At 35.6% G+C, this 13,385-nt stretch carries 11 protein-coding genes and 2 pseudogenes; 10 read left to right on the top strand and 3 right to left on the bottom strand.

Features of this window, described 5'->3' with window-relative positions; genetic code table 11:
• Positions 1-403 precede the first annotated feature (403 nt).
• The 9 genes and pseudogenes from ACYQ73_RS06785 to ACYQ73_RS06745 all read left to right on the top strand — a co-directional run bounded on the left by ACYQ73_RS06785 (position 404) and on the right by ACYQ73_RS06745 (position 8,815).
• Complete coding sequence (locus tag ACYQ73_RS06785; RefSeq protein ID WP_460011772.1) at positions 404-2,065, top strand: hypothetical protein; 1,662 nt, start codon at positions 404-406, stop codon at positions 2,063-2,065.
• Between the two features lie 296 nt (positions 2,066-2,361).
• The gene (locus ACYQ73_RS06780) at positions 2,362-2,682 is read left to right on the top strand and encodes an ArsR/SmtB family transcription factor (RefSeq protein WP_460011771.1); all 321 of its coding nucleotides are present in this window, start codon (positions 2,362-2,364) and stop codon (positions 2,680-2,682) included.
• The gene (gene arsB / locus ACYQ73_RS06775) at positions 2,682-3,740 is read left to right on the top strand and encodes an ACR3 family arsenite efflux transporter (protein ID WP_460011770.1); all 1,059 of its coding nucleotides are present in this window, start codon (positions 2,682-2,684) and stop codon (positions 3,738-3,740) included. The genes ACYQ73_RS06780 and arsB overlap by 1 nt, the downstream gene beginning before the upstream one ends.
• Before the next feature lie 12 nt (positions 3,741-3,752).
• A pseudogene (arsC, locus tag ACYQ73_RS06770) lies at positions 3,753-4,172 on the top strand (arsenate reductase (thioredoxin)).
• A 1-nt stretch (position 4,173) separates the two neighbouring features.
• Entirely contained in the window at positions 4,174-4,533 is a 360-nt protein-coding gene (arsD, locus tag ACYQ73_RS06765) for an arsenite efflux transporter metallochaperone ArsD (protein WP_460011769.1), read from the top strand.
• A gap of 1 nt (position 4,534) precedes the next feature.
• Positions 4,535-6,304, top strand: coding sequence for an arsenical pump-driving ATPase (arsA, locus tag ACYQ73_RS06760; protein ID WP_460011768.1), 1,770 nt, complete (start codon positions 4,535-4,537; stop codon positions 6,302-6,304).
• Positions 6,301-6,582 carry a Fe-S cluster assembly protein HesB gene (locus ACYQ73_RS06755; protein ID WP_460011767.1) on the top strand — a complete coding sequence of 94 codons (282 nt, stop codon included), beginning with the start codon at positions 6,301-6,303 and terminating at the stop codon, positions 6,580-6,582. The genes arsA and ACYQ73_RS06755 overlap by 4 nt, the downstream gene beginning before the upstream one ends.
• Before the next feature lie 14 nt (positions 6,583-6,596).
• Entirely contained in the window at positions 6,597-7,400 is an 804-nt protein-coding gene (locus tag ACYQ73_RS06750) for an arsenite methyltransferase (RefSeq protein WP_460011766.1), read from the top strand.
• A gap of 521 nt (positions 7,401-7,921) precedes the next feature.
• Positions 7,922-8,815, top strand: coding sequence for a cation diffusion facilitator family transporter (locus ACYQ73_RS06745; RefSeq protein ID WP_460011765.1), 894 nt, complete (start codon positions 7,922-7,924; stop codon positions 8,813-8,815).
• Between the two features lie 476 nt (positions 8,816-9,291).
• On the opposite strand, the gene ACYQ73_RS06740 is transcribed toward ACYQ73_RS06745, so the two are convergent.
• Positions 9,292-9,735, bottom strand: a complete 444-nt coding sequence (locus tag ACYQ73_RS06740; RefSeq protein WP_460011764.1) for a hypothetical protein — start codon at positions 9,733-9,735, stop codon at positions 9,292-9,294.
• A gap of 82 nt (positions 9,736-9,817) precedes the next feature.
• On the opposite strand from ACYQ73_RS06740, the gene ACYQ73_RS06735 reads away from it, so the two are divergent.
• Positions 9,818-10,507 (top strand): DUF6060 domain-containing protein, encoded by a 690-nt coding sequence (locus ACYQ73_RS06735; protein ID WP_460011763.1) that lies wholly within the window; start codon positions 9,818-9,820, stop codon positions 10,505-10,507.
• Positions 10,508-10,665: 158 nt separating this feature from the next.
• Here ACYQ73_RS06735 and ACYQ73_RS06730 read toward each other — a convergent pair.
• Together ACYQ73_RS06730 and ACYQ73_RS06725 are read right to left on the bottom strand one after the other, a co-directional pair.
• A pseudogene (locus tag ACYQ73_RS06730) lies at positions 10,666-11,264 on the bottom strand (IS3 family transposase); the annotation flags it as partial.
• Between the two features lie 579 nt (positions 11,265-11,843).
• Positions 11,844-13,262 carry a VanZ family protein gene (locus ACYQ73_RS06725; protein WP_460012311.1) on the bottom strand — a complete coding sequence of 473 codons (1,419 nt, stop codon included), beginning with the start codon at positions 13,260-13,262 and terminating at the stop codon, positions 11,844-11,846.
• Positions 13,263-13,385: the final 123 nt, after the last annotated feature.

Raw genomic sequence — 13,385 nt, 5'->3', positions numbered from 1 at the left:
GTAGTAATTCATGATTTTGAAGATGTCCAAGAATCCGATGAGGAATTAGAATTCACAAATAAGTGAAGGAAAGGTGGAGGTTAGTCTCTGTCTTTTTTACTAATGGTATTTTTCGAATAAGTGATAGCAGCACATGAAGCGGAAAAGCCACTACAAATCAACCAATGCAGACCACTTCTTATAGATAGGGATTTTAGCGTTACATATAGTTTGTGCTTAGGTTAAATAACGAGTAAAAACTGCAAATAGCCACCCATTCCTCTAATAGGTTAGTTCTTTAGTTATTTCTTAAAATTATATTTATGTTAACTAGTTATGTACGAAAAATTGTTTTTCTTATTTTATCCTGGTATAATTTGGGTAACTTTATTTAGAAGAATTGCTACAATTTTGGAGGGGAAATTTGATTAAAATAAAAATTTGGATCAGCATTTTATGTCTCGTGTTAACGGTCATGATCTTGACTTCATGTTCTTTAAAAGAAAATGAAAATAAAGAAATTGAACCTGTTGAGAGCGTTTCACTAGAATTACCAAACTCCACACAACTACATTTGGAAGCCAATGGTTTACTACTACAAAAAACCAAAAGTTCGAATACATCATATATTCGTTCAACGGATCAATCAACTGTCTATAATTTATTTGAAGATGGGGAAAACATGGGTTCTATCAAGGTCACTGTACGAGAAATCGATAATGGCGATTTCTTCATTTTCACTCAATTACAAAACAAAAGCAGCAAAGGTTATAGTGCCTCAATATCGTACCCAATCAACGGAAATATAAAGTATGATTTAACAGATTTCGAACGACAGGAAATTCAACATGAGCACGATCATGTATACGGTGTAGACCCAACCACATACCCAATTGGCCTGTTAAAAGTAAAGGAACACGAAAATTTAGTGACCAATATGATGATAAGCCGCAACTACATATCGAAAGAACTGATCACCAACTATGAGAACGGGGACAAGAGTGTGGTCCGGGAATTGACGAGTGAAAATAAGGACATGAAAATAATGAATGATGATAATGGCCTTACTGTAACTCTCCCACTGCAATCAGAGGGGAATGATTTATCTGAAAACTGGGTGTTAGTGTCACAAGAGCCTCTGTTTAAAAAAGAAGAAGCGCTCAATGAATGGATAAGTCAAAGTACTAAACAATACAAAGAAATGAACAAATGGTATACAGCAGAAGGGCCTTATACAAAACTCCCATGGTCGATCGAACCTGAAACAAAATTAGGATATGGGCGAAACCTAGTGAGGGTCCAAGATAAAAAAGCATTAAATTACTATGAAACCACACAGGAGCGATACTTCTACGATTTGCTATTAAATTCTGTTGCGAACTTATTTATATTTCAAGGAGATAAAAAAGGGTTATGGGAAACGGAGTATACAAGTACGTGGTTGAAAAAAGATTACGGAATCCAAGCTCCCTATACCGATACTAGGCATAACGAGAATGTCGCGCTATTTCTAAAAAAAACAGGGGACATGCTTGACATCAAAGAGCTCAAAACCTCGACCATCACCTATGCAGACTTTTTGGTCGATCAGACGAAAAACGGAAACGTAATCGAAGTGCCAAAAGGTGGTTACCTTGTGACCGATTATTATTCTCCCCAGCAGACAAAGAAGACACATACATCGTTAAATCATGCTTTAGGAGAAATGAATTTCTTACTAGAATCCTATCAACAAACAAAAGAAGAATCCTATTTAGACGTAGCCAGAAATATGAGATGGGGTATTGAAAACATCGGAGAAAAATGGTTGCGAGAGAACGGGGATGTGTGGTATCAAGTGAATGGTGATTTCACTTTTGAAGGAATTGATTATCCTCTCTTGACGTTAGGAGATTTACTGAAATCTCAACAGTTTTTGGAAGCTGTTGGAGAAGAACGAAGTGAAATGTTTGATCAACTCATTCGCTCAAAAGCACAATATCTCGTGGAAAGTAAACAAGAAATTCTTCAATCGGTAGCGAACCTTCTCATCGACCAAGGATTTGGGGATATCATTGAAGGATACAATAATATTTCTAAGTTTTAATCAACTTCTTACTCGATATGGTCCAATACTATTAAGCAAAATCAAAAACAGCCTCGTTGTAGGAACAAATATAAAGAGCATGTTTTGAAAATATATTGTTCAAAACATGCTCTTATCTCTTTCGAAGAAAAAGGCAGCCTTGGAATTTTTTTTTGAATGAAAAATCTATTGCAATTATTATTTAACAAGCATAATATAAGTTTATAATTATATAAAAATTTAATCACCTGTAATTGGTTGGGTGTTTTTATTTTAAATAATATATAAGCAAATGATTATATAAGGAGATCAGACATATGGAAAATACACTAATTGAAAAACAATTAAAAGCTGCAGCTGACTTGAACCGCATTAAATTACTTGCATGTATGAAGAATGGGGAGGTTTGTGTATGTGATTTTGTGGATGTTCTAGGAATTTCACAGCCAGCAGTTAGTCAACATCTAAGAAAATTAAAGGAGGCAGGCATTATTACTGAACGAAAAGTAGGGACTTGGAAACATTATCGTTTAGTGGAGGATCAAACGCTACTTATGAAAGGTATCTTAGAACAAATTGAGCCTGTAAAGGGATGCACTTGTGGCACTGACTGTACACCTATAAGGGAGGAAAATTAATGGGTAATGATTCTTTAACAAAACAGCTTTCGTTTTTAGATCGCTACCTTACTCTTTGGATTTTTGTTGCGATGGGTATTGGCGTTTTATTAAGTATAACAATGCCCAATATTGGTGAAGCACTAGAATCCATGTCGGTTGGTACAACATCCATACCGATTGCTATAGGGTTAATTGTGATGATGTATCCACCTTTAGCGAAAGTTAAGTATGAGGAAATGTGGCGAGTATTTAAGGATTGGAAGGTGCTTTTACTATCACTTTTTCAAAACTGGTTACTTGGACCATTCTTAATGTTCTTTTTAGCGATCATCTTCTTACGTGATTATCCAGAGTACATGGCTGGACTTATTATGATTGGCTTAGCTCGATGTATTGCGATGGTTATCGTGTGGAATGATTTAGCTCGTGGAGATCGAGAATATGTAGCTGGTCTAGTTGCATTTAACTCCATTTTTCAGATCTTAACATATTCAATTTTTGCTTACCTTTTCTTAAATGTATTACCTGGTTGGTTTGGTTTAGAGAATTTTAATGTGTCCATTTCCATGTGGGAAATTACGAAAAGTGTTCTTATTTACTTAGGAATACCATTTGCAGCTGGATTCCTAACACGATTGATAGGTATCAAAACAAAAGGAAAGCAGTGGTATGAGGAAAGGTTCTTACCCAAGATTTCACCACTTACTTTAATTGCACTACTGTTCACCATTGTGATGATGTTTGCATTAAAGGGTGAAAAATTAGTCGAACTACCACTCGATGTTGTACGAATCGCTGTCCCATTATTCATTTACTTTGTTGTGATGTTTGCTGTTTCATTCTTTTCTTCTCGTAAAGCAGGTGCATCTTATCCTGTCACAGCAGCCCTGTCGTTTACAGCTGCTAGCAACAACTTTGAGTTAGCCATTGCTGTAGCTGTAGGCGTTTTTGGACTTCATAGTGGAGTAGCTTTTGCCACTGTTATTGGTCCACTTGTTGAAGTACCGGTACTCATTGGACTTGTGTGGGTTGCCTTACGTTGGCAGAAGAAATATTTTAAAACCATTAAATTATAGGAGTCCTTTTTAATGACAAACACACTTTATTTCTTATGTACAGGGAACTCTTGCCGTAGTCAAATGGCTGAAGGATGGGCAAGGAAATTATTGCCTACTGATCGGACAGTTAAAGTGCTGGCATTGAAGCACATGGATTAAATCTGAATACGATCAAAGCTATGGCAGAGGAAGGAGTTGATATTTCGAATCATACATCTGATCTAATTGATTTTGAGACATTTAACAATGTAACACTAGTCGTTACTCTTTGCGGAGATGCCGCAGATAAATGTCCGATGACACCACCTAACGTTCGTCGTGAGCATTGGGGATTTGAAGATCCAGCAAAGGCAACAGGTACAGAAGAAGAGAAATAGACAGTTTTCCAAAACGTACGTGATGCTATTGGAAAAATGTCTTGAACAATTTGTAGCAGAGGAGTCGAAATAAAATGAAAATAATTCATATTTATGAACCAGCAATGTGTTGTTCTACGGGCTTATGTGGACCTTCTATTGATCCAGAGTTATTACGTATGTCATTTGTAATGAATAATTTAAAGAAAACAGATATAGAAGCAGAACGATTTAATTTAACAAACGAACCAAATGCCTTTGTAGAAAATGAAGCCATCAATCAGCTTCTAATGTCAGAAGGAATGGATGCATTGCCTGCAACATTTGTAGATGGGGAGTTACTTTGTAAAGGAAAGTATCCTACAAATGAACAATTTTCACAGTGGTCAGGACTTTCAGAAGAAGAACTATTACAAAAACCAAAAGTACGCCTATCACTAAAAGGAGATGCGTAAAATGGAACGCTTTACAAGAAGTCATTTCCCTGATACCCCGTTCTTGTTTTTCACGGGGAAGGGGGGTGTTGGAAAAACATCAGTTGCTTGTAGCTTATCAATAGCCATTGCAAATGAAGGTAAAAAGGTGCTGATAATTAGTACAGATCCCGCATCCAATTTACAAGATATTTTCGGTCAAACGCTTTCTAATACCCCGACTAAAATAGATGGTATCGATAATTTATTTGCATTAAATTTAGATCCAGAACAGGCAGCACAACATTACAAAGAGCAAATGGTTGGTCCGTACCGTGGGAAACTGCCTGATGTGGTGCTACAAAATATGGAGGAGCAACTTTCAGGTGCTTGTACAGTTGAAATTGCTGCCTTTAATGAATTTGCTACACTATTGACTGATACTTCAGTAATTGAAAATTTTGATACCGTTGTATTTGATACGGCACCAACAGGACATACGTTACGTTTGTTACAGCTGCCTTCAGCATGGTCTACGTTTTTAGATGACAACACTACTGGTACTTCTTGCTTAGGTCCATTAAAAGGACTAGAGCCGCAACGTGAAATCTATAAAGAGGCTGTTGAACGATTAAAAAACGCTAATCAAACGACACTAATGCTTGTGACACGTCCAGACGTAAACCCATTAAAAGAGGCAACACGTGCTTCTCATGAACTGTTTGAAATCGGCATTCAAAATCAGATTTTACTAGTTAATGGTTATATGAAAAATCTTAATTCTATGGATGCAGTGGAAAAAGCATTCATTACACGCCAAACAGCAGCCTTAGAGTTGATCCCTAAAGAGTTAAAGCAATTTGAACAATACTACTTACCGTTTGTACCATACTCATTATCAAGTATGGAGCGTATGCAAGCATGGATGACAGATCAAGATATCACACATGAAAATGAAGCAGACAAAGGTATGACGGTCCCTGAAGTAGAAGAAATGATTGCCGATTATTTAGAACGTAAACCGAAGATTATTTTTACAATGGGTAAAGGTGGTGTTGGCAAAACAACGGTCGCTTCGTATATCGCCCTACGCTTAGCAGAAGAAGGCAAGCACGTACATTTAACTACGACTGATCCAGCGGCGCATTTAAATTGGACGTTCGGTGATGACAAAGTTAAAAATGTAACGGTAAGTCGTATTGATCCAAAAGTAGAAATTGCAAATTATGAGGCAGAAGTGCTTGCAAAAGCAAGTGAAACAATGAATGAAGAAGGCTTAGCATTTGTCAAAGAAGACTTAGCTTCTCCTTGTACAGAGGAAATTGCCGTATTTCGTGCATTTGCCTATGTTGTAGAAAATCACCAAGATGAAGTCATTATTATTGATACAGCACCAACTGGCCATACGTTGTTGTTATTAGATGCGACAGAGGCTTATCATCGTGAAATAAGCCGTTCGCAAGGTGACATCCCTCCAGCTGTTTCAAACCTGTTACCACGATTACGTGATGCGAGTTATACAAGTGTAGCAATCGTAACACTTCCTGAAGCAACACCTGTTTTTGAAGCAACACGTTTACAGGAAGATTTACAACGTGCTGGATTATCCGTTGATTGGTGGGTTGTCAATCAGACATTTTCATCTATTGAAACAACTAGTCCTACATTAATACAAAAGCAACAAGCTGAAACAAAATGGTTAGAAGAAATCAAATCCATCAGCAACAATCAATTCGTGGCAATCCCATGGGTAAAAACACCACCAGTAGGAACTAAAGGTTTACATGAACTTAAAGGAGAGAAAATCAAATGAAAATGAGTCCAGAAGGTAAAAATTACTTAGAACAAGTAATAGCAGATTCAGAGGTTAAAACACTGCGTTTCTTCGGCATTCCAGGATGCTGTGGCGTTAATTTAGGTGTGGGCTTAGAAGCACCAACAAATGAAGATGCTGTAGAGACAATTGAAGGGATCGAAGTTGCTATTCATCCTGATATTGCAAATCAATTAACAGAAGTCACAATTCATGCAGAAGAAGAGAATGGTGAACTAGGTTTAGTGTTAGTAGGATATTCACCAAAATCTTGCTAAGAGGTGATTTTATCATGAAAAGAGAAGACGATATTCGTGCGAATGTACGTGAAAATTATGCAAAAGTAGCCTTGAAATTAAACAGCACACAAGGATGCTGTACACCAGCTACTAGCTGCTGTAATCCGAATGAGGATCAAAATATTTCCATTGAGGAAATTTCGCAAAAAATGGGCTATACAAAAGAAGAACTGGCTTCTATTCCTGACGGAGCCAATATGGGGCTTAGCTGTGGCAATCCACAAGCTATCGCGGATTTGAAGCATGGAGAAACTGTTGTCGATTTAGGTTCTGGTGGTGGCTTCGATTGTTTCTTAGCTGCACCAAAGGTAGGGAAAGAGGGTCAAGTAATTGGCATTGATATGACACCTGAAATGATCTCAAAGGCACGCCGTAACGCAGAAAAAACAGGCTTTGAAAATGTAGAATTTCGTTTAGGTGAAATTGAACATATGCCTGTTGCGAATCATACAGCTGATATAATCATTTCAAATTGTGTGATCAATCTATCGCCAAACAAACAACAAGTATTTAAAGAAGCCTACCGTATTTTAAAAGCAGGTGGTCGTTTAGCGATTTCAGATGTTGTATTAACAGCAGCCTTACCAGAAAGTTATTTAACAGATATGAATTTATATTCCGGATGTATCTCTGGTGCTATTACGATTAAAGAATATGAAGCACTTTTAAAGGATGCAGGCTTTACACATATCTCAATTGAACCAAAAGATGATTCAAAAGAATTTATTCGTGAATGGGAACCTAATTATGATTTAGAAAATTATATTGTCTCAGCTATTATTCAAGCGGTGAAATAGAAGGATTAATTTACGTCTAGCTTAATGCTAGACGTAAAAAATACATAATATATAAGAGAGTGCTTATATTTAAAGATTTATAGAGAAGAAGGATTTATTGATGAAAATACTTAACGTTACATAAGGTCCGCCGTGGCTGTTCGATAAATAAGAGGTTGGAATTTCATTTTTCTTGTTAATAGTTGATATTTCTATCCATACTTACAATTCCGCGAAATTTAATATATCCCAATTAAAAATCTATCATACTATGTTTGCAATTACACCGTTATGAAGAATCCATTTGAAGGATATTCCGAAAGAGAAAATCACATTAAGTACGAGTTACTAATTTGGTCTGAGGCAACTTATTTTTACGCTCTAAATTTATTTAGTGATGGTAAAAAAGGTTGTTGTAGACCCACTCGATATTCGTTTGATATCATAGTTGAGTATTGATTGAAGGAAGAAGGTTAAGGGTATTTGAGGAGAATTTCTTCGCTCATTTTTAGTGATAAAACTCTTAATCGGAGGAGAAACAAATGGTTAGTGAGAGAGAACAAATTAGCAAAAAAGTTGCATGGATTGCACTTGTATCCAACCTAATTCTAATGATAGGTAAAATCTTCTTTGGCCTTTTTGGAGATAGTGAGGCTGTATTTGCAGACGGAATTCACTCTGGGGCAGATGTAGTAGCTTCGATTGCTGTGCTAGCAGTTGTAGGTATCTCTAATAAACCACCCGATAAGGATCATCCCTTTGGGCATGGTAAGGCAGAGGTGATTAGTGAAGCGATCGTTGGAATTATTTTAATATTAGTTTCACTATATATATTCGTAGAAGCAATTTTAGCATTTTTTGATAAACCCGGTGTACCACAGTACAGTGCTTTGATTGTAGCCATAATTTCTTACATAGCGAAAGAAATATTATATAGATACTCCATAAAACAGGGGAAAAAGTGGAATAGTAAGGCTATAATAGCGATTGCTTATGATCATAAAGGTGATATTATTGCTTCCCTTGCAGCATTTATTGGAGTCCTCTTAGCGATTATAGGCAATGCAATTGGATGGACATTTTTGTTATACGCGGACGCTATCGCAAGTGCTTTAGTAGCTTATTTTGTTTTTAGAATCGCAATGGAATTAGTTAGACCTTCTGTTGATATTTTAATGGAAAAAAGCGTGGATCAGTATCTTTTAGACGGTTATGAAGCTACTATTCATGAGTTTTATCAAGTAAAACGAATAGACAAAATCCGTGCAAGAGAACACGGTCACTATAAGATTCTAGACGTGCGTCTTTCACTTAATCATGATTTAACAATTAAACAAGGCCATGATATAGCTCGTGATATAAAAAATGAAATATTAAATAAATACCCAGATGTAGGGGAAGTCCTTATTCATGTAAATCCTTACTATATAGAATAGAACTTAATCAAACGAAACTTACAAAAAGGGGCTGGGACATAACTAAATGGTTCCTTCATAAAGCCGAATAATCTCTAAATGAACAAAACACGATAAATAGAAAAACCGAACTATTCCGAAACACTTCATGAGAGTTTCATTGGATAGTTCGGTATTTTTGTTGGCTGAAACACATTTGTCCCAGCCTCTTTTTTGTAAAAAAAATACATTCTTAATTATTTAAAGTTGTATCGACTAGTATAAAAAGCAGAAAAGGGCTTGAGTGTATGCTTTATAATAAGGTACTACTGTCTTGCATACAACCCTCAAAGTTAACCGCTTCCCACTCATGAATAGCATGCTGACAGTAGCCAAAAACTTCTAATATAAATAGTTGTCGTAGTTAATCGAGTATCAAATATAAGCAATAATCAGCTATTTTTCTTCCTATAACTCCCAAAAAATGTCGCATGGTTCTCAAAAAAGCAAGTAAAATGTTATTGAATTAAATCTTGATAATATTCCTTATTGTTATATTGATATTTTATTTTTAAGTTGTTTTTTGTTGATTTGTAACGAATTAATAAAGCATAATTATTAGGTTTTTTTTCACTACCAAATAAACTTTTTCCTTCCAACTTGAAATCTTTAACCTCAATTAAATCCGGATTATTAAAATCTTCTGTGATAACTATTTCATCTGTATATTTAATAATTCTTGTATCTTCATTAATATTTTTATTATCAATGGAAATTTCTTTTATTATTAAATCCTTTGGGCCTTTGTTATCGATTTTAAACGCAATGACTTCATAATCTCCTGAACCAGTACCAAATTCTTTAATTTGTAGATTGGGCTTTTGCATAAAAAATACGTATATTCCAATAAAGATAAAAACAAGAAAGATGAAACCGAAAATGGTAATAAATCTTTTTGACATACAAATTCCTCTATTTGTTTGATTATTTGTAAATATTAGTATGTTATGTTTATGAAATAAAAAAAAGGAGATGATGTTAATAATGAAAAAAGTTTTTAGAAATATCTTTGGTTTATTGATTGTAGGTATTGGACTAAGTTTAGGTTTATCTAATGCTTCCGCTGAAGAAAATGTTACTCTCGACCTATCGCAAGAGGAAGCAATCTTTGATGAAAGCTTAGATGCTTATGTGGTACCTCTAAAGACAGAGACAGAAACTTCACCTTCAGAAATTAACGTTATTAACGAAGCAGAACCTCCAATGAATGATTCCCAACTAGTAGATATTGCTCCTTTAAGAGATTATTATGAATATTATAAATTTGTAAGTACTGCTCGTTCAGTTGTCGATGGACCAGTACAAAAAGTTACAGCTAATATTAGTTGTACTACACCTAAATGTTCTGTTCGTGAAAGTGTTTCAGCATCTGTATCAGCATCTTACAGCGTCGGCCTAACAGCTGAAAAAGATGCTATCAAAGCAAATGCAGGGTTTACATGGACAAACACTGCTACAAGATCTACTACGTTTAGTTTTGAAGGGCTAAAAAATGGCGAAAAAGGTTATGTGGCTTTCAAGCCTTATATGAACCGAGTATGGGGTAAATTATCTAGGTACTCTAACTGGGATGGTTTGTTAGATACAAAGAATGCTACTGCAGACGCACCAAAAGTACTTTCAAATGGTAGCGCAGATGGAGAATTCTACTTTGTATATACAGTGAGGAAATAAATATATTTATTTAAAAACTGCTATAGAATAATGTTCCATAGCAGTTTTTATTTACCTATATTTATAGTATCATAAAATTACGCCAAGGAACCAGCTTCATAGAACTGGCTCTGCCTATCATGCCCGCCACTCCATGTAAAGCCGTTCTTCGATGGCATTTATATATACAGCTTTTTAAATTGAGCTTGTGTAAGATAACCAAGAGTTTGGTGAATGTGAATATTGTTGAACCAATTCACAAAATCTACAGTTCAAGCTCAAGCTGTTCCATGGTTAAGAAAATACGTTGATAGACAAATTCAACTTTGAAACTCTTGTATGTAGCTTCTGCGACGGCATTATCATACGGACATCCTTTCGCACTTAGTGAACGTTGGATTCCAAACGTTTCAGTTGCTTCGGTCATTAGTTTATTATCAATCTCTGAACCTCGATCTGTATGAAAAAGTTGCATATTTGTTAAGTCCCCTTTAATACTACTTAGCGCTTTATAGACAAGCGCCGCATCTTTATTCGGTCCAGCACTTGCACCGACAATTTCACGATTAAAGAGGTCGACAAATAAGCATACATAGTGCCATTTTTTCCCGACCCGTACGTATGTTAAATCACTGACTAATTCTTTTTCTTGTTCAAATTCAGGATTTAGCACATTGGCTACTGGTGCTTCATTACTACGATTTTTCTGCGGTTTAAAATAGGCGGCCGTGTAGTTCGAGACAAGGCCTAGCTGTTTCATGATGCGACTAATTCGCCGGCTGTAAAAGTTCGACGTTGACGTAACATAAAACACGCTCCTTTAGGTTAGTCATTATAGTGTACTAGCCCTTATAGAATCTGTCTAACTTAGTGTATCCTATCCAGTACAAGGGTGAAGGAAGTAAAGGGGCTACCGCAAATCTCTATAATTAGAAAATATATAACGTAATACAATACAAAAAGAATTAAGGCAAAATTTAAAAGGCATGAGCCCGATACAATATCAGACTCATGCCCAAACCGCTGCCTAATGAAATAACCGTGTCAAACTTTTAGGAGTCACTTCATTATACTGGTGGTTCTGATTTTAGGAAGTTTTATGATTGAAGATTGTTTTAAGACGGTGTGAGATATAAACCTTCACCTTATTTCATATATGAGGTATAGATTTATAATAATAATATTTATGATTAGTTAGCGCTTCTAGTTAACGCTCAAATTCTAGTGTGCTGTCACACGATTGTATTCTAGCCAAAGGATACTTTGGCAATGTCATGACACGTTTTAATAGAACATTGTAAGAGCCATGGTAGTTACATAAGAAAAGGGCATGTGTAATGCTTTATATTAAGCGTTGCTACCGTCTTGCCTGAATTAAGGTAAACCAATCATTTCCATTATACTTTCCGGAAACTCTATATATTGGCTGATAGAAGTCTTTCGTATCGTACATATACGAAAGCTCGATTAAATCTATATCAAGTTGATCTCCTTGTTTTATAACAAGATCTTCCTCATTGACCAGTGCATTATATTTTATTTGGGGAAATTCCCCATTTTTTATTCGCTCATACACTTCCGCAGGAGACAGTATGTTCACTTCTCGTTTAAATTGATTCTTATGTAAATTATATGCTAACGAAGAAACACTACCATCTTGTTTAAGATCAAGCATTATATCTCCAGTCCAATAATCAGTGTTTAAATTAGTACTATCCTGAAGATTCCATTCAAATTCCCCAGTCTCCAATACCGTCATTTCAGCATCTTGAGGTAGTATGGCAAATTCGTCCATCATTGCTTTTGCCTTGTCAACCATTAAGTCCCCTGAAAAAGAAGTTTGCCCTGGCGTATAATTATTCTCTCTTAATGACCAGTCTCCCTCTGAACCTATAAACAACGTGTATTGGGACCCTGCTTTGTTTTCCAATAGAATCTCACGATCACCTCTATAGACATGTTCATTCAACTCTGATAATCCTAATTTCTGTTGCAATAGGGCTTCAACTCCATCATTTTTAATGGTTTTCCTATATACTGGGGCAACTGTAGGTAATGAGCTTAATTCCAGTGAAGTTGATACATGCACATCTGACATATTCGATTTTGTATAGGCGTTTATTGCTAGATGACCAAACTCCTGTTGGGCGTAGACAATATTCATCCCAACAAAAATCAAACCCATCAATAGAGGTATGGCAAGGTTTCCGACTAGACTTTTTATTTTTACTTTTTTGTGATGCGCAATGGAAGCCCCTAGTCTGTATAACTGGTATCCAATAATACCACCCAATGAGTTGTTCATTAAATCATCAAGCTCAAAAATCCCGGCTCCTGAAAGTGTCTGATATGTTTCTATTGATAACGTAGCACTTATAACTACAAGAAGAAGCCACTTAAAATTTTTGAATTTAGAGTTCATTAAAGGTAAAAAAACACCTAGCGGAACAAACATTAAGATATTAAAAATACAATTTTGAAGATCACGTAAAGAGTATTTTTTCCACGCATCAATATAACCACTAAACGGCTGAAGGTTCATCTGCAGGTAATGGGAAGTGCCACGACCAAAAATAGTTAACTCCAACACAAAAATAATATATCCGATAAAGACTGCACCAAGAACAAGCTTCTTTATATGAAACTGTTTTTTTCGATCTAACGGCTGTTTTCTATAATAAAAGAAATAATATAGTGCGATAAGTATAAACTCTATTCCAATAATCATTAATACCGGCAACATAAAATACCGAACATTACTAAAAATCTCTGTCATTCCCAAGATGAGACTCTCCTAACTTATTTATTTTGATATTTTTCGGTCTACACGAAAAAAGAGACCATTTAATATTTCATTACTATTAATTCCTTTGGCTTAATTTTAGGTAATATTGTCGAC

Source organism: Lysinibacillus sp. CTST325 (assembly GCF_054665055.1).
Note: the sequence above shows the minus strand (reverse complement) of the source record. Positions and strands in the feature narration are given on the sequence as shown.

Bases quoted from the DNA above. Each gene is read 5' to 3' on its own strand.
- ACYQ73_RS06725 (WP_460012311.1), bottom strand. From the start codon at position 13,262: ATGACAGAGATTTTTAGTAATGTTCGGTATTTTATGTTGCCGGTATTA.
- ACYQ73_RS06750 (WP_460011766.1), top strand. From the start codon at position 6,597: ATGAAAAGAGAAGACGATATTCGTGCGAATGTACGTGAAAATTATGCA.
- ACYQ73_RS06735 (WP_460011763.1), top strand. From the start codon at position 9,818: ATGAAAAAAGTTTTTAGAAATATCTTTGGTTTATTGATTGTAGGTATT.
- ACYQ73_RS06740 (WP_460011764.1), bottom strand. From the start codon at position 9,735: ATGTCAAAAAGATTTATTACCATTTTCGGTTTCATCTTTCTTGTTTTT.
- arsD (WP_460011769.1), top strand. From the start codon at position 4,174: ATGAAAATAATTCATATTTATGAACCAGCAATGTGTTGTTCTACGGGC.
- ACYQ73_RS06745 (WP_460011765.1), top strand. From the start codon at position 7,922: ATGGTTAGTGAGAGAGAACAAATTAGCAAAAAAGTTGCATGGATTGCA.
- arsA (WP_460011768.1), top strand. From the start codon at position 4,535: ATGGAACGCTTTACAAGAAGTCATTTCCCTGATACCCCGTTCTTGTTT.
- arsB (WP_460011770.1), top strand. From the start codon at position 2,682: ATGGGTAATGATTCTTTAACAAAACAGCTTTCGTTTTTAGATCGCTAC.
- ACYQ73_RS06755 (WP_460011767.1), top strand. From the start codon at position 6,301: ATGAAAATGAGTCCAGAAGGTAAAAATTACTTAGAACAAGTAATAGCA.
- ACYQ73_RS06780 (WP_460011771.1), top strand. From the start codon at position 2,362: ATGGAAAATACACTAATTGAAAAACAATTAAAAGCTGCAGCTGACTTG.